This is a genomic window from Dyadobacter sp. BE31 (genome assembly GCF_031457695.1).
In the GTDB taxonomy this organism is placed as follows: domain Bacteria; phylum Bacteroidota; class Bacteroidia; order Cytophagales; family Spirosomataceae; genus Dyadobacter.
Genome location: NZ_JAVDXA010000006.1, coordinates 87,761 through 111,560, shown reverse-complemented (window position 1 = coordinate 111,560; position 23,800 = coordinate 87,761). Strand labels below are relative to the sequence as shown.

The following is a 23,800-nucleotide window of genomic DNA, read 5'->3' as shown; positions in this document are numbered from 1 at the left end:
CCCGGAATTACTTTGCAAAGCCGGTTTTCCGCCGGGTTTAAAATTACAAATTGATGATTTGTTTTCACTATCCTGTGTTTTTAAAAGCAAAAAAGCCCAGAGCAGATACTTCGCTCCGGGCTTCCCGATGACTCGGTTCAGGTTACTTGTTTTTTTTGTCAATGGCTTCGGCCATTTCCAGATGGTGTTTCAAAGTCGGAAGCTTGCCTTCGGCCCAGGCCTTGACGTCAGGGTCTTTGGCATCTTTCGCGGCTTCCTCAAACTCGCTGATGTCCTCTTTGTGGTCGTCCACCATGAAAGAGATATAGGCTTTGTCGAAGTCTTTACCCTTTTTCTGGGCGAGGTCATCGTACTTTTTCTGTTTATCGTCGCTCAGCATCGCCGGGAGTGTGAAGTTTTTCTGGGCGGCGAGCGTTTTCAATTCTTCTCCTGCTTTTGAATGATCTTTCATCATCATCTCCCCGAACTTTTTAACATCGGTACTGGCGGCGTTTTTTTGTGCCAGCTCTCCGAGTTGAACTTCCATTAATCCGCCATCGGCGGCAGCCACGGCAAACTCGGAATCATCTTCCAATGCCGTCGTATCCAGTTTCGCTTCATTCTGCTCTTCTGCAACTTCCTTGCTATCCTCTGTCTTGGTGTTGTTACAATTCGTAAACGCCACCACAGTCGCTGCCATAAGGATACTCCATGCGATCTTTTTCATAATAGGTTTCCATTTTTTGATGATTTGAGCCCTAAAATTTAAAAAACTATGCCATCGCGACTGAAAAACGGATATTTTTGTATTTATCCGTCGACAAAAACAGCGTCCTTCGGGTTGTTCTGTCTTTTTCCAAAACTACCTCTATCCCTATTTAATGAGCCCTTTTGCCCCTTTGCGGATCATGCTGGCCGACGACGACCATGACGATACCTTTCTTTTTCAGGAGGCGTTGAAACAAATTCCCCTGGAAACAGAACTTTTTATCGCTGAAAATGGGGTGGAACTTCTCCAAATATTGAAAGACACGGACAACAGGCCCGACATTATATTTCTTGATATGAATATGCCCGTCAAAAACGGGCTCGAATGCCTGGAAGAAATCCGGAGTACTGCGAGGTACGAGCAGGTGCCAATCGTGATCCTTTCGACTTCGGTCTCGCAGCATCTGTGGGAATTGGCCTACCGCAACGGGGCCAATCTGTATATTCAGAAACCAAACAGCTTTAATAGCCTGATAGAAATCCTAAAAAAATGCCTGCTCGACAGAGCGGGTGCGACGATACCCGAGGGAGTGGAACAATTTTTGATAACCAATTAGTCTTACAAGTTTCAATTTGCATTCAGTATGAGTGAAGCAGCTGCTTTAGACACAGAGCAAGAGTTATTTTTCAAACGACTAAGACAAGAAACGGCAGAAAGCCACCAGAAACTGGAAGATAATCCGCTTTCCAAAGCGATACTCTCCCCCTCCGTTTCCGAAAAGGACTATCAGACGTACCTGGCCGCCCTTTTCGGGCTGACCATTGCCTGCGAGGATCAGGTGTTCCCCGCTATTTCCCACGTTATCACCGATTTGCCCGACCGTTATAAATCGCGGCTGATCATCGACGACCTCCTGGCCACCGGCCTTTCGGAAGCCGAGATCGATGCGTTGCCGGTATACCGTTTCGAGTTTTCGACCGCTGCCGAGGCGCTGGGCATTATGTACGTGTTGGAAGGCTCTACGCTGGGCGGAAAAATCTTGTACCGGCATATCCACGAAGTGCTAGGCCTCGTGCCCGAAAATGGCGCTTCCTATTTCTGGGGATATGGCGCGCAAACAGGAAACTTGTGGAAAAGTTTCATCTCCTCCCTTACCCAATTTGTCGACGAAAATGAGGAGCGGGACGGTGTGATCGACAGCGCAAAAAAAACTTTTACCATCATTGACAACTGGCTCGGGGAAACCGGCCGGTCGTAACTGGTCAGCAGGAATGAATATCAAGGACATTGTGAACCGCGACATTGTCAATCTGACAAATTGCGAAAGTGAGCCCATACACATACCCGGCAGCATACAGCCCCACGGTTTTTTGCTGGGGATACAAAAAGGGGCTTCCAGAATCGAGTTTTGCAGTGCCAACTGCGCGGATTTCATCGGTATCGGCCCGGATAAGATACTGGGCAAACACATTTCCGATATTTTCCCGAAGGAAGAAGCTTCGCACTTCGCCTTGTACGCAAGCGCGGAAGCCATCGATTCCGCGAAGCCGTTTGTATTCACATTAAACGGGGTTTCGTTCAATACCACCGTTCACGGCAGCGGCCATAATGTGATACTGGAACTCGAACCATTCCCGGACGGGACCTTGCAATTGCCGAACTTATACACGCAGACCCGCAATTTCGTCTCGATCATGGAGAAGTCCAGCGGGTTACTCGATCTCTGCCAGGAAATTGCCGACGAAACCCGAAGCATTACCGGTTACGATCGGGTGATGATATATCGGTTCGACGAGCAGTACAATGGGGAGGTAATCGCAGAAAGCCGGCGCGAGGACCTGGTTTCTTTTGCTAACCAAAAATACCCGCATACGGACATACCCGCACAGGCGCGCGAGCTGTACATCCGCAATCCGCTCCGGATGATCGCGGACATTAATTACACGCCTGTGCCGCTGCTGACAATCGACGATTCGGCGGATAAAAGCAATCAGTCGCTCGACCTGAGCCTGTCGATCCTGCGAAGCGTGTCACCGATGCATATTGAATATCTGAAAAACATGGGTGTGGGTGCTACACTCACGATTTCGCTGCTACAAAATCAAAAGCTGTGGGGGCTTATTGCCTGCCATCATTATGCACCTAAGATATTGCCGCACTATACGCGACTCTCCGCATTGTTACAGGGGCATTTCCTGACATCCCAAATAGCGGTGCGTGAGGTCGCCGAAGAGTACAACATCAGTGAAGAGGTCGATAAAGCTCTCACGGAAGCGCTCACCCTCCTGCATGAGACTGAAAATTTCATGGCAGCCAGCCATCAGTCACCGTGGCTGCTGAAACTCGCCAACGCCACAGGCGCCGCCATTTACCATGAGGGAATATTGTACACCAATGGCCTGGTACCTTCGGATGCCGCGTTGATTGAGCTGTTTGCATTTTTGTCCAATGCATACCCCAACCAGACTTTCGATACCGATAATCTCGCAGACGTTTATCCAGCCGCAAAAGACATTTCCAAATATGCTGCCGGTGTGATCTACCATTCGATGGTATCTGGCGAAAATGACGGGATATTATGGTTGAGGCAAGAGAAAATCGAGACGATTAACTGGGCAGGCAATCCCGACAAGGCTGTGTTGCAAAGTGAAGACGGCGTCCGCCTTTCCCCGCGCAAGTCGTTTGAGCTCTGGATGGAGATTGTGAAAGACAAGAGTTCGCCCTGGCGGAAATCGGAGATCAATGCGGCTTCGAGCTTTTCGTACGCATTGCAGAAGCACATTAATTACCGGTTGATCAGGGCACAGGAGGATCAAAACAGGAGCCTCAATGAAGAATTACGTTTGGCGAATAAAGAGCTTTCAAACCTGAACTGGATTTCAACCCACGATTTGAAGGAGCCGCTGCGGAAAATTCAGATTTTCGCCTCCAAAGTCCTCGATCGTGAAGACCCGGACCTGTCGGTTCAGGTGAAGGATTCTGTCGAACGAATGCGTTTCGCCGCCGAAAAGATGCAAATGCTCATCGAGGACATCCTCACCTACTCGAAAGCCGGCAGCATGGAAAAAGTGTTCACGCTGACCGACCTGAATGAAGTGCTGCGGAATGTAATTTCTGAATTACAGGACAATATCGACGAAAAAGGCGCCACGCTTCATGCGGATAAGCTGCCGTCACTGGAAATCATCCCCTTCCAGGTGCATCAGCTTTTCATTAACCTGCTAAGTAATGCCCTGAAATTCGTTAAAGCCGGCGAACGCCCCGATATCAGAATAACTGCAAGCATTGTAGACGCGGCAGGCATTCCTTCCGAAAAAACTGCTGTGGGCCGCTACCATGCCATCGCCTTTCACGACAATGGAATCGGCTTCGAGGCCGAATATGAAAGCAGGATATTCGATATTTTCCAGCGCCTGCATCCTGCCCATAAGTACCCGGGAACGGGCATTGGCCTGGCGATCTGCAAGAAGATCATGGAGAACCATAAAGGATTTATCGGCGCCAAGTCGGTGTTTGGGGAAGGGTCGGTGTTCACCCTTTATTTCCCCGTCGCATAGCGGCCGTAACCCGTGAGTATATTGTTCCTCAGCTTAGCCGCTTACCGGCCAGGGCTGGGGATTTTTTATGGGATTTGATAGATCCTGATGCGGCTGAAAGCACCTTTTGGGCGTACGCTTTGGCTTGGTATTAAATTATTATGAATTTCGGAACAACTAACAGTAAACCACATGTCAGCAGCCGCAGCTCTTGAAATAACCTCCGACGAGCCGGTACTAACAGCCCGGCAATTCAAAAAACTAAGAAAGAATCCTGCATTGACGGCCGAAGCAGCCGGACTTCACTACATCCAATCCACGGACGCTCCGGGCTACACCCGCAAGGGAAAAGCGCCCAGATTCTACTATACCGACGATCAGGGCCAGCGCTGCAAGGATCCCCAGACGATCAAACGGATTAAGTCGCTGGTACTTCCTCCCGCATGGACCGACGTCTGGATCAGTGCCGATGCTGATGCCCATTTACAGGCAACAGGCATCGACGCGGCCGGCCGGAAACAGTATCGGTACCATCCGTTCTGGAACCTTGTGCGGAACCAGGCCAAGTATTACAAATTACTCATGTTCTCGGAAGCTTTGCCCGCATTACGTGAGCAGGTGGAACACGATCTCCGAAAACGGGATTTCGACCTTTCGAAAGCCATTGCATTGGTGATCAAGCTCATGGACAAAACCTGTATGCGGGTAGGAAACCAACGCTACAAGGTTCTGCACGGGTCGTCGGGCATTACCACGCTCGATGCGCGCTCCGCCACCGTCACCGGTAGCCGTATCCGGTTTACATTCAAAGGCAAAAAAGGTATCAAGCAGGACATCACCCTGCGCGATAAGCAACTGGCACGGCTGGTACTGCAATGCAAGGAAATGCCCGGAAAACGGCTTTTTCAATACATCACGGAAACCGGCGGAAGGTGCTCCCTGAATGCCCAGCAGGTAAACGATTACATTCGTCGGCATACGGGCGCCAACTTTTCAGCGAAGGACTTCCGGACCTGGATGGGGACTGTCACGGCGTTCGAATACCTCAGCCACCAGGAAAAAGCTGTTTCCCAGCGACAGCTGACGCGTATCGAAAACACCTGCCTCGACGCAGTAGCAGCCCATTTGGGCAATACCCGCGCCGTTTGTAAAAAGTATTACGTGCACCCGGCTGTTTTCAGGGCATACGAAAGCAACCGCATCCAGCGCTTTCTGCAAAAAGAAGTGGAGGCAACCGCTCATTTCTCCGAAACAGAGCAACATGTGCGCGCCCTACTGGCGCGTCCGGGCTGAAACAAGATTAGTTTTGGTCAGATGCAACCATTTGTTTACAATCCTTGTCACAAACTTTGACATTGATTTTCGAGGACATTATAACGCTTATAAGAAAAAATGGGTGAGACCGAAAGGCTCACCCATTGCTATTTGCGTATGTCGTTGGAAATTATCGCAGATCCACTACTTCCACGCCCGGGTATTGTTTGGCATTGAAAGCGAAAAAGTTGTCGGCTACATTCACGTCTGCCACGAACTGATCCACTTTATAAGTTACCTCCTGGCCGTTCTTCTGGAAAATCTTCCAGCTGCTGATCGATTTATCAGCCTTATTCACTTCGATCTGCACCTTGTTGACCTGGCTGTTTTTGTTGGTCGAGGTCAATTCAACTACTTCGAGTGCCTTACCCGCTTCCTGTTTTTCCTTTACAAAAGCAGATTTGAAACCTTTTTTGTAGGCTGTATAAATTTTCGTCGGGTCGAGGTCGCCGCCGGCGGCGGGGTCGAAATCCTGCAAATTCACTTCGTTGGTTTCCTTGATGTACGTGGCCATCAATTTACCGTCATTAAAGATCTCCTGACCTGCCATTTTCAACCGAAATTTCGAGCCCTTCACAGTCGCTTCTCCTTTCAGCGGCTTTTCACCCTTGGTAATGTAAGTAAAAAGTGCTTTAAAGGATTTGATCTTCTGGTACTTGCTGCTCATTGCGTTCAAGATATCCGATGACTTTTTGTCGCCCTGCGCCTGTGAAGCGAATGGGTTTAAAAGGAAAATCGCTAACACCGCAAGCAAACAAGCACTCTTCTTCAAATTTCTCATATTCAATGATTTAATACCTACTAAGTTTATAAAAACGGGGTTTTAAGTGAAATATTTCAATTTTAGACTTTACAAGATCCCAATGGTTTAACAGCGCAGGGACTAATTTACGCCCATTACGCGGAGGTGTTCTTCGAGCATATTAAGGTCATGGAACATCACGTCGCGTGCTTTGCTCCCTGTGAACGGCCCAACCACACCCAGCACTTCCAATTGATCCATAATACGGCCCGCGCGGTTGTAGCCGAGCTTCATTTTGCGCTGGATCAGCGAGGTACTTCCCTGCTGATGTGTCACGATCAGTCGTGCGGCATCCGGCAGCAAACTGTCGAAATCATCCGGGTTAAGTTCTGCCTTACCTTCTGCTGCATCCTCTCCTTCGTATTCAGGCAACGCATACGCCTCGTCGTAACCACGCTGCCCGCCGATATACTCACAAATATCCTCGATCTCGCGGGTGTCGATGAAAGGACATTGCAAACGGATCACTTCCGAGTTGATCGCGAGCAACATATCTCCCTGCCCAACGAGCTGCTCGGCGCCGCCCATATCCAGGATCGTACGCGAGTCGATGCTCGACGTTACGCGGAACGACAGACGCGCCGGGAAGTTCGCCTTGATCAAACCCGTGATAACCTTCACCGAAGGCCGCTGTGTGGCCACCACCAGGTGAATACCCACCGCACGTGCCAGCTGCGCCAGACGTGCGATCGGCGTTTCGACCTCCTTACCGGCCGTCATCATCAAATCGGCCAACTCGTCGATCACAAGCACGATATAAGGCAGGAAACGGTGCCCTTTTTCGGGGTTCAGCCTTCTCGCCGCAAACTTTGCATTATATTCCTTCAAATTCCGTACCGCGGCCTCTTTGAGCAGGTCGTAGCGGGAATCCATTTCGATACACAGGGAATTCAAGGTAAAAATTACCTTTTTGGTATCGGTAATAATCGCCTCTTCCGCATTCGGGAGCTTGGCCAGGAAGTGCCTTTCCAATTTGTTGAAAAGGGTCAATTCCACCTTTTTCGGGTCCACGAGCACGAATTTGAGCTCCGCCGGGTGCTTTTTGTAAATCAATGAGGCCAGAATGACGTTCAGCCCCACCGACTTTCCTTGCCCGGTCGCACCCGCCATCAGCAAGTGGGGCATTTTCGCCAGATCGGCAATGTGGATATCGTTTGAAATGGTTTTACCCAAAACAATGGGCAAATCGTAGGTCGATTTCTGGAATCGGTCGTTGGCAAGTACCGATCGCGCAAATACCGTCTCCCGGTTCTTGTTCGGCACCTCGATACCGATCGTACCACGACCCGGCATCGGGGCAATGATACGGATACCCAATGCTGCAAGGCTCAATGCGATGTCACCTTCGAGATTCTTGATCTTCGAGATCCGCACACCCGCTTCCGGGATGATCTCGTACAGCGTCACCGTCGGCCCGATCGTCGCCTTGATTTTTGAAATATTGATACCGTAGCTGCCAAGCGTGTCGACAATCTTGGTTTTATTACTTTCCAGCTCTTCCTGGCTTACTTTTTCGTGCTGGTTTTCGAATACCTCATTCAGCAGATCGATCGTCGGAAAATGGTACGACGGCAGGTCGAGCATCGGATCATACTGCCCGAATTCGCGCAGTATCGACGCATTCACATCTTCGTCCTCAAATTCCTCCACCCCAGTTTCTTTTACCTGGGTGGTATCCTCCACTTCCAGTTCGAGCAACGGCTCGGATGGCACGGCCGATACTTCCATCGGCATAACCGGCAAGTCAATGCTAGTTGACGCCGCCGGTACAGCCGGCGCCTGAGGCGTTACCGGCAATACTACCGCCGGATGCGGCACTACCCGCGGAGCTTCTTCTTCGGTGTCCAGATCAGAGTCCGGCTGTTCTTCCGGTGCCAGCACCTCGTCATCATAAGTGTCATTTACCACCGACACAAATGTGCTTTCGGGAACAGCGGCCTCCTCCGGTACTGCGGGAGCAGGCGTCTCATCCTGCGACTCTTCGGCCGCAGCTTCGGGCTTGGCATGCTTTGCCTGCCACGACTCATACCTGTCGCGCACATCATAAAAGAACACCGCGAACACGAACAATGAGAAGAGAATAGGCAGCACGCTTCCCCATTTCAGCCAATCGAAAAGGGAAACATTTACCAGGTAGCCAAAGCCTCCGGAGAGGAAGCTGAGGGTATTCTCGGTATTGCTCATGAGAATGATGTAACCCATCAGCACGCTTACCCAAAGCGTAAAAAAGATCACTTCTTTGGTAGCCCTGCTCAATGGCAATATTTCTCTCCCGAACGCCATTTTCCAGCCTGCCACAAAAGGGACGACCGGCAGCAGTAATGCGCCTAACCCAAACCAGCGATAGACGAAAATGTGCGAAACGACCGCCCCAAGCACACCCAGGAAGTTGCGGGTCTGCCGTCCGGCATCGCGGATAGACTGATGCCCCAGACCGTCCAGTACACTTTGGTCGGAAAGACCGGTGACGATGTAGGAGAAAAAAGATGTTTCCAGGATCAGTCCCAGTACGATAAAGAATGTGCCCCAGGCCAACGTATTCTTCGGGCTGGTGAAAATGTGTTCCCAATCGAGGGATACACGAAAGCGGGGAGCGGCGGCCTCCTCCGGTTTCTGGCGCTGTGTGTTACCTCTTGGCTTGTTGACTGACATTTATTTCAATTCCGGGAATGCGTGAAGTGCTGTGTTTTCTGATTTTACTTCCTGACCAATGCTTTGCAGATCCTGCTGACCACACCGGGTCCTTCGTAAATAAAGCCGGTATAAAGCTGAATCAGGCCGGCGCCTGCGTTAATTTTCTCCAAAGCGTTTCCGGGAGTAGCGATACCGCCGACTCCGATAACGGGAAATGCATGATTCGATTGTTCACAAAGGTAACGAATTACTTCCGTCGAGCGATGTGTCAGCGGCGCGCCGCTCAATCCGCCCGCCCCGATTTGCGCCACTTCGGCCTGATCGGTTACAAGTCCTTCGCGGCTGATCGTCGTGTTGGTGGCGATCACGCCGGCGATGCCGGTCTCCTTTACAATATCGATAATATCGTCCAGCTGGCTTGTCGTCAAGTCCGGCGCTATTTTCAAAAAGATGGGTTTTGGATTAGCCTTCTCCCTGTTTTTTGTTTGAAGTTCTTTCAGGATTTCGGTTAGCGGCCCTTTTTCTTGTAAATCGCGTAATCCCGGCGTATTCGGCGAGCTTACATTCACTACAAAATAATCCACCACATCGAATAGCTCCCGGAAGCAGATCAGGTAATCGCTCAGCGCCTGCTCGTTAGGGGTATCTTTGTTTTTGCCGATATTCCCTCCTACCAGGATTTTGGATTTCCGTTTCGCCAGTTTCGCCGCGGCCACCTGCACGCCCTTGTTATTGAAACCCATACGGTTGATCAGCGCCTTATCCTTTTTGAGACGGAACAGACGCGGCTTGTCATTTCCCGGCTGAGGGCGCGGTGTCACCGTCCCGATCTCGATATACCCGAATCCCAACGCTTCCAGCTGGTCCACCATTTCAGCGTTCTTATCGAACCCCGCGGCGAGCCCTACCGGGTTACGAAACCGCAAACCAGCCACTTCCTGAACCAGGTCAGGATGCTCGTAGGTGTACATCGCACGCATAATCTGCGGCACGAAAGGGATTTTAAAGGCGAAATGCAGCGCTTCGCACACAAAATGGTGAATGCGCTCAGCGTCAAACAGGAAGAGTATAGGGGAGATCAGAATCTTATACATCCTGCAAAAATAGAATGTTTCGCAGGAAGGGGGAGGGGGGTGGGGGAATTTTATTTTACTGTGCCCGCTTTATGAATGAGATGAATTTACCATTTCCTAAAACCATTCAGCCTTTCGGATTTTGATGGTTCTGTCACGGATATCGTGATCGAAACCGATGAAAAGCTCGAATTTCTTACGCATCTCGAAAAACTTGTTGAAACGCTCTTGCGGCGTTTCTTTCTTACCCGTCAGCATTGAATCGACATACGGATCATTCAAGTCCTTATAAATGGCGATGACTCCCTTCATTGGTTTCATACCCTAGTTTACAGAGTTTTGTCCAGGTCTTGCAGCAGCCTTTTCAAACGGACGTCAGTTATGGCGGCGATTTCAGATTTGTCGTAGATACTCATCAGGAAAACACATTTGTCTACAATTTTGACATGCGTTATCAGCCTGCCGCCTCCACTTTTGCCTGCGCCTTTGCTTTTAATCGCGAAACGGATTTTGTAGCAGTTTTTGAAAACCTCCGTCCCCATCCACGGATTTTCTTGCAGCATGTCGCCCAATTTATCTACGTCTTCCTGCAACGAAGGATATTTTTTCAAAAGTCGTTTAAATTCTTTTCTAAAATGTAGTGTGGTAATGATCTCAAAGTTCATTCAGAAACTCTTTTAAAGTTCATTCAGAAACTCTTTTAATGTCTTAGGTTTGATCTTTCCTTCCTGAATCAATTTCACTTCTGCAAATCCTCTCTTGATACTCTCCGCAATATCCTCCGCGGTTAGCTTTTTCTCAATGTTCTTTTTCTCCTGCTGAGTTTGCTTCGCTTTCTCTTTTACTGTGGTCCGAGGTTCCATTTGGCTTCTGTTGTTTTGATGCAAAACAAATATAACCAAAAAAAGCACCCCGCCAGAACAGGATGCTTTCTCAAATGTGCTAAGTAACAGAACTACTTCTTCTCCGGCCACACATACTCGAACTTGCCATTGATAGGCGCGCCGAAGTAGTTGACGCCCAGGAAGTCGAGGCGTTTTTTGTGGATTTCCATGCGTTTACTGAAATCTTCGAAGTTCTTACCTTCTTTGGAAGTCCAGCCTACCTCAGCCAAGGCAGTGGCACGAGGCCATACCATATACTGTACGTATGCAGGAGTCTTCATGTATTCGGTCCACACGTTGCCTTGTACACCTAGAATGTGCTTCGCTTCGTCGGCTGTAAGTTCAGCGGGGGTTGGCTCATAGGAATAGGACTCAGCGAGGTCGGTGAAACCGCCGATCGCGATAGGCTGTGTTTTCGCTTCCGCCTGGTAATGGTCTAGATAGCAAAAGTTGCCGGGCGTCATGATCACGTCGTGGCGCTCTTTCGCGGCGGCGATACCGCCTTCAATGCCGCGCCAGCTCATGACGGTTGCATTAGGAGACAAGCCACCTTCCAGAATTTCATCCCAGCCGATCATCCGGCGACCTTTCGCAGTAATAAACTTGTCAATCCGCTTGATCACGTAGCTTTGCAGACCGTGTTCATCTTTCAAACCTTCCTTTTGAATGATGCCTTGGGCAAAACGGCTTTCCTTCCATTGTACTTTCGGGCATTCGTCGCCGCCGATGTGGATATATTTGCTTGGGAAAAGGTCGATCACCTCGGTCAGCACGTCTTCCAGGAACTTGAAGGTCTCCTCACGCGGCATGAAAACGTCGTCGTAAACGCCCCATCTGGTGCCCACTTCATAAATTTTATCAGGGTTGTTACCCAGTTGCGGATAGGCTGCCAATGCTGCCAGCGCGTGGCCCGGCATTTCGATTTCCGGGATCACGTTCACGAAACGGTCCTCTGCGTATTTAATCACTTCTTTGATTTCATCCTGCGTGTAGAAACCCTCATAAGGCTTGCCATCGTACTTCTGATCGCCGTAATGGCCCTTCATGGTCTCCTTCCGTTTCGAGCTGATGGTTTTCAGTTCAGGATATTTCTTGATCTCGATGCGCCAGCCCTGGTCGTCGGTGAGGTGCCAGTGAAACTGGTTCTGCTTGTGCAATGCGATCAGGTCGATGTACTTTTTAACAAACTCGATCGGCATGAAATGGCGGCAAACATCGAGCATCAGCCCGCGGTAAGCGTAGCGCGGCACGTCTTTGATTGTAACATAAGGGACTACCCATTTCACTCCGGCAACTGGTGTTTCGCTGAATACTTCAGCCGGCAAGAGTTGCAGCAGGGTTTGCACTCCATAGAATGCGCCTTTGGCAGTTTGCGCCTGGATGGTTACCCCCTTGGGCGTCGAAAGCAAACGGTAGCCTTCTTCGCCGAGGCTGGCATCCGATGATACTGCAAGCGTGACATCACCTTTGCCTTTTGTGGTAGAAACAGCTTGTCCGGTGGCTTTGCCTAGTTGCGCAGCCAGCATTTCTGCCACGTGCGACCATTTGGCATCGGCAGGTGCGCCGATCTTCGTTTTGGCTTTGAGCGTCCATGCGCCTTTGGCAGTCAGGACCTGGGTTGGTTTGGGGATCACGTTAATCTGCGCCATTGCTGAGTGTACGAGCACGCAACAGATTAGTCCAAAAAGGAAACGTTTCATGAATTAGGAATCCGGTATTTATTAAAATTATTTAAAAATACTGCAAGTTATCGTATTCCTATTTTAAAATACTGCGAATCTTAATTTTTTTATAATTTTATGTAATTATCTCAAAAAAGGGTACGTTACCATAAATACATGTAACTTTGTACTCATTAAAGCTTTACAGCCTGGTTTAGTTACATTTCGCAACGCACAACCAGCCTGTTTATCCTGCTTAGCTCCTAATAAAATCTAAATCCTATACCCGTGAAAAGAAGTCTGTTGCTGAACAGCATTGCCCTAATTTTACCAACACATTTACTTCTCGCATCGCCCGGAACCCGCCCGCTTCCTGTGAATGATACAAAATCACAGCGCGCGCTCGGAGGCAAGCTCGTGGGCAAAATCGTTGAAGGCCCTAACAATGCCGGGGTCGCATTTGCTACCGTTGCCCTGCTGATGCCCAAAGATTCGTCGCTCGTTAACGGCGCCGTGGCGGATGAAAACGGAACGTTTGTTATCGCCGAAGTTGCTCCGGGCAATTACCTTCTGCGGGTAACCAATATGGGTTATCAAACACTTTACCGTCCTAACGTCAAGCTGGCGGCCGAGGCCAGCCTGCTCGATCTGGGAAGCATTACGGTGCAGCCCGAGGCGCAAAAGCTCGCAGAGGTGGTGGTGAAAGGCGAAAAAACCATGATCGTCGACGACATCGACAAGAAAATAGTCAATATCGGCAAGGATATGCTTGCCACAAGTAATAACGTAAGCGACCTGCTGGAAAAAGTACCAGCCGTTTCGCTCGATGAAAACGGCAACCCGCAAGTGCGCGGAAAGGGCAATGTGGTGGTGCTCATCGACGGAAAACCGTCCAACCTCTATGGCAGCGACCTTCCGACGATCCTGCAATCTTTCCCTGCAAACCTGATCGAGCGGATCGACGTCATGACGACCCCTTCCGCTAAATATGAAGGCGAGGGTGCATCGGGTGTGATCGATATCATTACGAAAAAGACGAAAATCCGCGGGATGAACGGTGGCGCCCGGTTAAGCATCGGGAATAAAAACAACAATGCGGCGTCCGGTAACCTGAGTTATAAAGTAGGCAAGTTTGGTCTGAATGCGTCGCTGAGCGGGCAAACCCGTGCCATGACATGGGAAAGGACGTTGAGTCGCGATAACTTCGTCACCGAGTCGACCTCGCATTTACAGCAGGACGGCACCGGCGGCAACAAAGGCAAGAATGCATTCGGCCGTGTGGGCGTCAATTACGATTTCAATGACAAGAACTCCATTGAGGCCGGGGTGAACTACTCCCGTGACAACAGCCGCAACAATAGCAATATCCTCAACGAGACAACACTCGCGTCGGGCGTAGTATCGGAGAGCTTCCGCCGTTTGAACAACAGCAAAGGCAATGGCGATAACCTCAACTTCAACCTCGATTATCGCCTGAAATTCGCTGAAAAAGACCATCAGCTCAATTTCAATTCGAGCTACTCGCTCGGCGGCTCCGACGGGGAATCCTATTTCTCGCAGGAAAGCACTGTAGACAGCCTGTTGCGCAACCAGCAAAACCTCCGCAACAACAATAGGCACTCGCTTTTCCTGAATGCCGACTATACCTGGCCTATCACGCCGAAAGCGACCCTGGAAGCCGGTGTACGCTCGCGCAGCAGTTCAAACGACAATGTGAATGCGTTCTATAACCTCGACCGCGAGACGAATACCTACACTTTTGACAACAATATCAGCAACGTGTTCGGCTACAAGGATGCCACCTACACCGGGTTCATGACATTCTCGCAGAAAACCGATCTTTGGGGTGTACGCGCCGGTTTACGCGTGACCGACTACAACCAGGATATCAACCAGATCAGCCGCAACCAGGATTTCAGTGTGCATTTTCTCACGCTCGTGCCGTCCTTCGCGGTGACACGCAAGCTGGGCGAGTCTTCGCAAATGAAACTGAATTACAGCCGTCGCGTGCAGCGGCCCGAAGCCGATTGGCTGAACCCCTATACCGACGTTTCCGATCCCCGCAACGTAAAAACGGGTAACCCTAACCTCCGCCCCGAGTTTACACACAAGGCCGAAATGGGTTATTCCAACTACGAGGCCAACGGCGGCTGGGGGCCTTCTCTTTTCATGGATTACTCCAACAATGCGATCACGCAAATCCGTACGATCGACGAGGCGGGTGTTTCGCTCACCAGATACGACAACGTCGGTCGCGAGTTCTCTTATGGCTTTGAAACCGACTTCTCCCAGAAGCTCTTTGGCGATGTGCTGAAAATCAATGGCAGCGGCCGCGTTTTCCGTAGCGAGGTGGTATCGGCTGTCGCCCAGATCGACAACCGGACTTGGAGCTACTCAGGGAACCTCAATGCATTCATTTCGCTCCCGGCCGACTTCCGCGCATCCGCCTACGTAAACTACGAGGGCCCGCGGGCGATCGCGCAAGGCACGCGCGACGGCGTTTTCATCGCCAATATGGGTATCCGCAAGGATTTGCTGGAAAAGAAAGCGACCATTTCATTTAATGTACAGGACATTTTCCTTTCGCGGAATTACCGAAGCCAGCTGAACACTGCTACTTACTCGCAGGCGTCGAACTGGCACCAGACCAATCGCCTGGTAAATGTGACATTCCAATACAGATTCGGCAAAATTTCCGCAAGCGGCGACGATGCCTGATCCGAACGGCAATAATTGTTAATATATGTGAAAAGGAAGGATCGTTTCGGTCCTTCCTTTTCATTTACAAGCAGTTCCCGATAGGCTCAGGAAGCGCTGCTACGATCATTTTTGCGTGGATTCGGCCTGTTGGAACGGTTTTTGCAAATAGCTCGCGCAGGAGTCGATTAATTTTACTTATTTAAACCCCGAACACGCAACATGATCTAAAAAAAGGGTTCCGGCAACCGAGTTGCGGACAACCGGATTCCGGAAAGGTCAAAAAACTTTAAACAAAATTTTACACAGATGAAAAAGATCAAAATGCTGGCCGCATTGCTATTGGTAACGGCTGGTTCTTATGCACAGAAATTGCCCGCTGACTCCATATTTGCACAGTTTTATAAAGCAACGGGCGGCAAGGAATTATGGGACGGCGTAAAATCCTACAACCTCACCAGAAGCTATTCTGCTGCCGCAGCTACTCCGTACAATGCGGTGATCACCGCTTCTATCCCCGAGCAGTCGATCTACAAAAATAAAACCATCATGAAACGCAGCTTCGTGTACACCGTGAAGGGCGACCAGGGGTGGATCAAAGTGCCGATCGGGCAGAAAGTGGATGTGAAAGACCTCAGCCAGGCGGAGCAGCAAAACATGCGCATGGAGTTGTACGACAACCTCGTGCCGTTCATCAATTACAAGAATCGCGGGCTGATCGCCACGACCGTGGGTACTGAAGCGCTCAACGGCGTTCAGGTAAACAATGTCGAATTGCAGGGTAAAGGAGTAAAATACAACCTCTATTTCGATGCGAAGTCGGGTTTGCTCGTACGCCAGAAAATGAACCAGGCCGGCGTGGAAACCACCACCGATTTATCAGATTATACCAAATCTGCGTATGGTATTTTGTATCCTTCGAAACTGGTGGAACTGAATAGCTCCGACAAGAAGCCGGTGACGATCAAGTCGGCGCTGACTGTAAACGAAAATGTAAACGTTGAACTATTCAAAAGATAAACAAGGGTATTGTTCTAACCCAATGCCTGGCTGCCGGACGTCCGTGTCTGACAGCCAGGTTTAATAAAAACCAAGATTCTCAACGCCGCAGTAGGGCGGAAATCAGCCTGGGATGAAGAAAGCACTCAAAGTACTGGCCATAATAATCCTGACAGTTTTGATTCTGGTTGGCGTGTTGATCTGGGGAATCCAGACTCCGTTCGGCCAGAATTTTTTAACATCCCAGGCGAATTCCTTTTTGCGTAAAAAACTCAAAACCAAGGTCAATATCGAGAAAATCCGCTTCGACATCCCCGACTGGGTATTACTCGAAGGCGTGTATTTTGAAGACTTGCACGGCGACACGCTCGTTGCGGGCAAGCGCCTGTACGTAGACCTTGATATGTACAGCCTCATCAACGGCGACATTGGTATTAACAAGGTGGAACTGGAAGACGTGAATGCGAACATTAACCGCGTTTTACCCGATACCACATTCAATTTCCAGTTTATTGTGGATGCATTTGCAGGTACCGACACGGAAGTCGACACGACGCCGTCGAAACCGCTCAAAATGCGCCTCAATCAGATTTCATTGAAAAAGGTCCGGTTCTCCTACCGCGATGCAGTAATTGGCACCGATGCCTCCGGGAACATCGACTCAGCCGTTGTCAAGTTTGACAAATTCAACCCTACCCTTTCACAGTACCACCTCACCAACACGGCATTGCATAACAGCAAAGTGAAGCTGAGAATGTACCCTGCCTTAAAAGTGGCTGCTGCCGGACCAGAGCCAAAGCCCGACCCGGCCGATTCACTGGATATCAAAGCGGGCGATATCGATATTCAGCAGTTCAAATGGGAGTTTGACGATGAAACATCGGGATTGAAAAACGGGATGACCGTCGGAAAACTGGCGGGACATGTGAACAGCGTGTATATGGGTAGCCAGCGTGTGGACGTCAAGAATGTTTCACTGCAAAACATGTCGCTTTTTGCAGAGTTTGCCAAAAAACCTAAAACAGCAGGAGCGAAAAAAGACTCTACTTCCACCGGTACACCGGCAACCGATACGCCGGGCTGGTATGTAAAAGTGGGGGAAATCAAACTGGCGGACAATGATATCCGCTACGACGATTTCAATTCCCCGGCCGTGCCCAAAGGCCTCGACTACGCACACCTAAACATCAAAGACCTGAATGTAGATTTGCGGGATTTCCTTTTCTCGCCGGAAAATATTGCAGGTGCATTGAAATCTGCCTCATTTAAGGAAAAAAGCGGCTTTCACCTCGATGCATTCCGTACCGACTTTGCTTACGGCGACCAGGAAACCTACCTCCGCAATCTTTATCTTAAAACACCCAATACCCTCTTGCGCGACGAGCTGAGCCTGCGTTACAAAAACCTTGACCAACTGACCAGCGACATTGGCAAAGTAAAACTTAAACTACGCCTCACCGACAGCCGCATTGCCTTTGCGGACATTCTGCTGCTGGTGCCGGACCTGGCCAAAACGCCGCCATTCGACAAGGAGCCCAACGGCGTCGTAAAAGGTACGGGCCAGATCACCGGATCGGTGGACGACATGCTCATCTCCAAAGCGAGATTTACCATGCTCGACGGCACGGTACTGAGCGCGGACGGCCGCCTGAGAGGCCTCCCCGATGCGGAAAAGCTCGTCATGGATTTGAATATCAACGAAATATCCTCGACCAAGGCCGATCTGCTCAAAATGCTGCCCGACAGCGCAGTTCCCGCTTCCATAGAGCTACCCGACGCCGTCAAGGTTTCCGGGAAAGTAAGCGGCTCAATGGAGAACCTCACCCTGGCAACTACCGTAAATACCTCGTTTGGCACAGGGACTTTTTCAGGAAACCTGAAAAACATCACCGACAGCCTGCGGGCACAGTACAACGGCACACTCACACTCAGCGAGTTTGACCTCGGCAAGCTCACCAAGCAACCGCCAACCGAAATGGGTAAACTCACGCTCCGTGCCGATGTAGACGGTGTAGGATATGCGCCGAAAACGATGAAGGCAAAGTTGGACGGTAACATTGAAAGCGCGGATATTAAAGGTTATGTATACCAAAACCTGAAATTGAAAGGCGATGTCGACCACGGTCTGGCCAACATTTCGGCCAGCATGAACGACCGCAATATCGATCTCGACCTGAATGCGCAGGCTGACTTATCCAAAGAATATCCGTCGGTAAAAGCGGACCTCGAAGTGGCTAACCTGGATCTCACGGCTCTGAATCTCTATACGGATTCATTGCAGATGAAGGGAAGCATTAAGGTAGACATGCCATCGACCAATCCTGAAAACCCGCTTGGTACCGTGAATCTCGACAGTCTCGTGCTGGTACACCATCGCAGGCCGATCGGCATTTCCAATATCCACGTGCAACTCACCGATTCCAGCGGCGGTAAGCAGGCTTACATCGAATCGCCTATTCTGAAGGCCAAAATGACCGGCCAGTATTCCTACACAGAAATCGGCGACGCGATCCTGACCGAAGTAGGCAAGCATTTCAAATCGCCCGACCTTACTTATAAAGAAGTGACCAAACCGGTAAACTTCGCCCTGGATGCCACGCTGAATAATCACCCGGCGATCCAGGTTTTCGTGCCGGAAATAAAGGAAATGAAGACGATCCAGTTGCATGCGCAAATGGATAACCAGAAAGATTCTTCGCTGGTAGCCCGGCTGAGCGTCCCGATGGTCAACTACGACAGCACGATTGTGGAAAGGGCCTCAGTGGATTTCAGCACCACGGAAGCCCATGCAGCTTTAAATGCGAATGTAGGGCAGGTGAATACCGGCGGTTTCAGGATGCAGAACGCTTCGCTGGTAAGTCAGATAGTCAATAATGACGTCAAGTTTGATTTTGTCGTTCGCGATTCGGTCAATACCGAGCGGCACGCGGTGAAGGGTGATTTGGCCATCAATAACAATCAATATCGGCTTAACCTGCGCGACGACCTGCTCCTGAATTACGACAAATGGGAGACCGATACCGCGGGCTACGTGCAATATGCCTCCGACAGCGTGCAGGTGAGAAACCTGGCTATCAGCAACAAAGGGCAGTCTTTGAAAATCAATTCCACTTCCGAAGCGCCGAATAGTCCGCTCGACATCACCATGACCAACATCTCCATCGGCCCGCTGATCGAGATCGCTACGCTCGATTCCACGCTCGCGACCGGTACGTTGAATGGGAAGGTGCTGCTGAGCAATTACATGACCTCACCGGTGTACACGGGTGAACTGACGATCAATAACCTGGCAGTAACGAAAATACCGGTCGGCGACCTGGCGCTGAAATCGACCAATGAGACCGAAAACCTGATCCGCGTAGCGATGTCGCTCGTGAACGACCAGAACGACGTGAATATCCGGGGCAGCTATAACCTGAAATCCGAAAGTCCGATGGATTTCAAGATGGACTTGAAAAAACTCAGTGCCAAAACAATCGAAGCATTCAGTTTTGGCGAGCTGAAACGGGCGGAAGGCAATTTGACGGGAAATATCGCCATTACCGGTGCGACCGACAGCCCCAAACTCGACGGAGCCGTCAATTTCGACAATGTGGCATTTAATGCGACCCAGCTGGGAGCACGGTATTCACTTGCCGGGCAGAAGATCCAGTTCGCAGGCCAAAATATCAATTTCAAGAACTTCACAATCACCGATTCGCTGAACCAGGCGATGAAAATCAACGGGAACGTAAGCATTGCCAAGCTGCCCGACGTCGGATATGACCTCAGCGTTTCTGCCAAGAATTTCAATGTCCTCAATTCGACCCAGAAAGAGAATGAGCTGTTTTTCGGGAAAGCTAATATCGATGCCAACCTGACCGTCAAGGGGCAGGGCTCGAATTCGGTGATCGATGGGAATGTGAAGGTAGATCCGGGGAGTAATATCACGGTGGTAATGCCCAGCGACGCTACCGAAGCGGGTGATGCTACCAAGGGCGTGATCGAATTTGTGGACATGAGCGCGGGTACCGAAGCCGTGAAAAAGGACTCTGTGGAAGCGGCGCAAAATGTAATGGTGGATTTTGCTTCGCAGATTTCCCTCGATATCGATGTCGACGACAAATCGGAGTTCAAAGTGGTGATCGACGAGCTGAATGGAGACAACATCCGCCTCAAAGGAAATGCACAACTGAACACGGGTGTAGCGCCCAACGGGCAGCTTTTCCTCCTCGGCTCTTATGACCTCACGGAAGGCTCTTACGACCTGACGCTGCAAATCCTCAAACGGCAGTTCGAAATTAAAAAGGGAAGTACGCTTCTCTGGACAGGCGATCCGATGAAAGCCGATCTGAATATCACCGCTTCTTATCCGGTAATGGTCGATCCGGGCTCCATTGCCGCCAAATTCCAGGGGGCGAGTAAGATACCGGTGGAGGTGCAGATTGTGATCACGGGAAATCTCACAACGCCCAATATCGCATTCCAGATTGTAATACCAGAAAAATCCATCGACAAAACGATTGAACAAGACATTACCGGCCAGACATTCTGGAAGGACATGCAGAACAACCCGTCCGAGTCTAACAAGCAGGCGTTCGCATTGCTGATCACCAACAAGTTCATCACCGACCAGTCCACTGCGGGCTTCAATATCGGTTCAAGTGCGGAGGCTGTGGCACGGCAAAGTGTAAGTCAGCTGCTCAGCGACCAGCTCAATAACCTGGCATCCGACCTTGTAAAGGGTGTCGACCTCAACATTGGTGTGAACTCCACCGCCGATCAGACCAACGGCGCACGCACCGACCTGAATGTGGGCCTCAGCAAGGCATTCCTGAATAACCGTCTGAAAATTTCCGTAGGCAAGAACTTCGAGCTTGAAAGCAAAGGCAATGCAGGTAATTCAACAGAAGTCTTCGATAACATCGCCCTCGACTACTCGATCAGCAAGGACGGCCGTTATATGTTCAGGGGTTATCGCAAAAACCAGTATCAATCCATCCTGGAAGGTTTCATCATCGAAACCGGCGTAAGTTTTATCGTTACCGCGGACTACGACCTTATCCGCGAAATTTTCCAAAAGCAGCGCAATGAGAAGTAACATAGGATATATACTGGCAGTCTGTATTTTCCTGGGCGGCTGCTCGGTCAATAGATATGTACCCGAGGGCCAGAGCATTTATGTGGGCAATTCGGTCAAAGTGCAACCCGACAGCATTTACAAGCCGAACGTATCGGGTGTATCCGATCAGCTGGAAGAGCTGATCAAGCCGCCGGCGAACAAAACGATTTTCGGCTTTCCGTGGAAAGTCTGGTTTTACTATTGGATCGGTGAACCGAAAGATGAAGGCGGGCTGCGGAGCTGGTTCCGCAAGAAGCTCGGAGAACCTCCGAGGTATGCAACACAGCGCATTGTGGATATCAACGCGGCCAATCTGGTTGCATTCCTGGACAATGAAGGGTACTACCGTTCTAATGTCAAGGGCAGGATAATCGAAAACAAAAACAAGAAAAAACGTACGGCAATTACCGAGTACAGTGCCTACGTGATGCCGCGTTATGTGATCAACGAGGTCAACTACGTCGTGCCCGACAGTTCGCTCTTCAACCGTGATCTGATTTTAGCCAAACAAAAAACCCTGCTGGAAAAAGGCGATCCGATACGCCTGGAAGTGATCACAACCGAGCGTACGCGCATCGACCAGGAACTGAAAAGCAAGGGGTATTACTATTTTAATCCCGATTACCTGATCGTCAAAGTCGACTCCACCATTGGCCGCGCCGATTCGACGCTGGGGCCGCAACAGGTTAATTTGTTTCTTGAAGTTAAGAAGGAAACTGCCCAAACTTCCTTGAAACAGTATTTCATCAACCGTATTTACGTCAATACCGGCACTGAGGAAAACAAGCAAACCGACACGACCGGCCTTGCCGCACGCGGGCCGTTGCGCCGGGGCATTACCATCACCGACCCCGGGAATCATTACAAACGCAGGATATTCTACGACGCCATCGGTTTCAGAAGGGGGAATTTGTACACCAACACCATGCACGACGTGTCGCTGCAAAGGCTGATCAACCTGCAAAACTTCCGGTTCGTCAAAAACCGTTTCGACCTCGTTCCACGCTCCGATTCTGCATTACTGGATGTGCATTACGACCTTTCCCCGATGAAGAAAAAGTCGTTGCAGACCACGCTGTCGGCCAGTACCAAATCCAACAACCTGGGAGGCTCGCAACTCGATGTTACCTGGCGTAACCGCAACTTTTTCAGAGGAGCCGAAATGCTCGCGATCAAGGCGTATTTCGGATTTGACGTGCAGTTGGGCGGCAGTCGTACCACTTCCAATAACATTGGGAACGAGTATATCCGTTACGGCGCCTCGGCCGATCTGTCGTTTCCCCGCTTTATCATTCCGTTCGTAAGAATAAGGCCTGAGAAAAGTCAATCTTTGCCCAAAACCATTCTTTCGATAACCTACGAAAACCGGATACAGCGTAACTTTTACACTACGCGTTCCATCCGGGGCGACTGGTCCTATTTATGGCGTCGTAATTCGGAAGTAGAGCACACATTCGCGCCGATTTCCATCAACTTTGTGGAACCTAGAAATATCAATACGGAACTGCTAGGGGAAGTCGCGACGGACCCTAACACAAACCCGTCCGATGTTGACCGGCTTTTCCGGCTTGTCGATACCAAATTCTTTATACTGGGTTCCAACTATTCGGTGTCCTATCGACCAACCCCGCGGCCATTCAGCAAAAATCAGGTAGCCATGTCAGGTGGTATCGAGTGGGGCGGAAACATCTTGAGCCTTTTGGCAAAGAAAAATGATGAAGGGTATCCCAAAGAATTTCTGAAAGTGCCTATCCTGCAATATGTGAAGGTGGATGGTGACGTAAGATATTACCGCACGATCACCCCGTCCATTAAATGGGCTAACCGTATTCTGCTGGGTGCCGCCAAGCCGTATGGAAACTCGAAAACGATGCCTATACCGCAGTTTAAACAATACTTTGCCGGGGGTAGTACGGGGATCAGGGCGTTTCGCGCGCGGTCGCTGGGACCGGGCTCCGTTGCTCCCGATACTCTGTCTATTCGTTTGCTGGGCTACCAGTCTTTCGCGGATATCCGGATGGAGTTTAATTCGGAAGTGCGGATGAAATTCACCGATATTATCAACGGGGCCGTTTTTGTGGATGCAGGGAATATCTGGTCGTTCGGCGACAGTACCCGCGCCTCCTACCCCGGTACCGCATTGATCAGCAATAAATTCCTGAAACAAGTTGCCGTGGGCGGTGGTATTGGTCTGCGCCTGGACTTCTCCTACCTTATTTTCCGTCTCGACCTGGCAACGCCGTTCCGCAAGCCGTGGTACGTGAACGAGGTCAAGAATGTGAGTGATGAAGGCGTGGTGGAGTATAAAAACCCGTGGGTATTCAATGAAATCAATTTCGGGAGCAGGGCGTGGCGAAAGGAAAACCTGATATTGAATATCGCCGTCGGGCTACCGTTCTAGCCCGGCCCAA

At 50.2% G+C, this 23,800-nt stretch carries 16 protein-coding genes; 8 read left to right on the top strand and 8 right to left on the bottom strand.

Going from position 1 to position 23,800, the window contains the following annotated elements:
• Positions 1 to 142 precede the first annotated feature (142 nt).
• Positions 143 to 706 carry a DUF4142 domain-containing protein gene (locus J2Y43_RS26090; RefSeq protein WP_309990040.1) on the bottom strand — a complete coding sequence of 188 codons (564 nt, stop codon included), beginning with the start codon at positions 704 to 706 and terminating at the stop codon, positions 143 to 145.
• A gap of 154 nt (positions 707 to 860) precedes the next feature.
• Here J2Y43_RS26090 and J2Y43_RS26085 point away from each other — a divergent pair, with 154 nt between their 5' ends.
• From J2Y43_RS26085 to J2Y43_RS26070, 4 genes are all read left to right on the top strand, one after another.
• Positions 861 to 1,304 (top strand): response regulator, encoded by a 444-nt coding sequence (locus tag J2Y43_RS26085; protein WP_309990044.1) that lies wholly within the window; start codon positions 861 to 863, stop codon positions 1,302 to 1,304.
• 27 nt (positions 1,305 to 1,331) lie between these two features.
• Positions 1,332 to 1,946 (top strand): biliverdin-producing heme oxygenase, encoded by a 615-nt coding sequence (locus tag J2Y43_RS26080; RefSeq protein ID WP_309990047.1) that lies wholly within the window; start codon positions 1,332 to 1,334, stop codon positions 1,944 to 1,946.
• Positions 1,947 to 1,959: 13 nt separating this feature from the next.
• A complete protein-coding gene (locus tag J2Y43_RS26075; RefSeq protein ID WP_309990050.1) occupies positions 1,960 to 4,245 on the top strand; it encodes an ATP-binding protein in 2,286 nt (761 codons plus the stop codon).
• Positions 4,246 to 4,416: 171 nt separating this feature from the next.
• Positions 4,417 to 5,517, top strand: coding sequence for a DNA topoisomerase IB (locus J2Y43_RS26070; RefSeq protein ID WP_309990054.1), 1,101 nt, complete (start codon positions 4,417 to 4,419; stop codon positions 5,515 to 5,517).
• Between the two features lie 151 nt (positions 5,518 to 5,668).
• Here J2Y43_RS26070 and J2Y43_RS26065 read toward each other — a convergent pair whose 3' ends face one another.
• The 7 genes from J2Y43_RS26065 to J2Y43_RS26035 form a co-directional block, all read right to left on the bottom strand.
• Positions 5,669 to 6,319 (bottom strand): outer membrane lipoprotein carrier protein LolA, encoded by a 651-nt coding sequence (locus tag J2Y43_RS26065; protein WP_309990057.1) that lies wholly within the window; start codon positions 6,317 to 6,319, stop codon positions 5,669 to 5,671.
• 102 nt (positions 6,320 to 6,421) lie between these two features.
• Positions 6,422 to 8,992 (bottom strand): DNA translocase FtsK, encoded by a 2,571-nt coding sequence (locus tag J2Y43_RS26060; protein WP_309990060.1) that lies wholly within the window; start codon positions 8,990 to 8,992, stop codon positions 6,422 to 6,424.
• Between the two features lie 44 nt (positions 8,993 to 9,036).
• Positions 9,037 to 10,068, bottom strand: a complete 1,032-nt coding sequence (locus tag J2Y43_RS26055) for a quinone-dependent dihydroorotate dehydrogenase (RefSeq protein ID WP_309990063.1) — start codon at positions 10,066 to 10,068, stop codon at positions 9,037 to 9,039.
• A 96-nt stretch (positions 10,069 to 10,164) separates the two neighbouring features.
• Positions 10,165 to 10,368, bottom strand: a complete 204-nt coding sequence (locus J2Y43_RS26050) for a hypothetical protein (protein ID WP_309990066.1) — start codon at positions 10,366 to 10,368, stop codon at positions 10,165 to 10,167.
• 8 nt (positions 10,369 to 10,376) lie between these two features.
• On the bottom strand, positions 10,377 to 10,712 hold the full coding sequence (locus tag J2Y43_RS26045) for a hypothetical protein (protein WP_309990070.1): 336 nt from the start codon (positions 10,710 to 10,712) through the stop codon (positions 10,377 to 10,379).
• A gap of 12 nt (positions 10,713 to 10,724) precedes the next feature.
• Positions 10,725 to 10,910, bottom strand: a complete 186-nt coding sequence (locus J2Y43_RS26040) for a hypothetical protein (RefSeq protein WP_309990073.1) — start codon at positions 10,908 to 10,910, stop codon at positions 10,725 to 10,727.
• 92 nt (positions 10,911 to 11,002) lie between these two features.
• The gene (locus J2Y43_RS26035) at positions 11,003 to 12,631 is read right to left on the bottom strand and encodes a beta-N-acetylhexosaminidase (RefSeq protein WP_309990077.1); all 1,629 of its coding nucleotides are present in this window, start codon (positions 12,629 to 12,631) and stop codon (positions 11,003 to 11,005) included.
• A gap of 249 nt (positions 12,632 to 12,880) precedes the next feature.
• Here J2Y43_RS26035 and J2Y43_RS26030 point away from each other — a divergent pair, with 249 nt between their 5' ends.
• The 4 genes from J2Y43_RS26030 to J2Y43_RS26015 all read left to right on the top strand — a co-directional run bounded on the left by J2Y43_RS26030 (position 12,881) and on the right by J2Y43_RS26015 (position 23,790).
• A complete protein-coding gene (locus J2Y43_RS26030; protein WP_309990080.1) occupies positions 12,881 to 15,310 on the top strand; it encodes a TonB-dependent receptor domain-containing protein in 2,430 nt (809 codons plus the stop codon).
• Positions 15,311 to 15,598: 288 nt separating this feature from the next.
• On the top strand, positions 15,599 to 16,309 hold the full coding sequence (locus J2Y43_RS26025; RefSeq protein WP_309990082.1) for a hypothetical protein: 711 nt from the start codon (positions 15,599 to 15,601) through the stop codon (positions 16,307 to 16,309).
• Positions 16,310 to 16,421: 112 nt separating this feature from the next.
• Positions 16,422 to 21,368 (top strand): translocation/assembly module TamB domain-containing protein, encoded by a 4,947-nt coding sequence (locus tag J2Y43_RS26020; RefSeq protein WP_309990084.1) that lies wholly within the window; start codon positions 16,422 to 16,424, stop codon positions 21,366 to 21,368.
• Positions 21,358 to 23,790: a BamA/TamA family outer membrane protein gene (locus J2Y43_RS26015; protein ID WP_309990088.1), complete on the top strand. Its 2,433-nt coding sequence runs from the start codon at positions 21,358 to 21,360 to the stop codon at positions 23,788 to 23,790. Before J2Y43_RS26020 ends, J2Y43_RS26015 begins: the two co-directional genes overlap by 11 nt.
• The last annotated feature ends 10 nt before the right edge of the window (positions 23,791 to 23,800 follow it).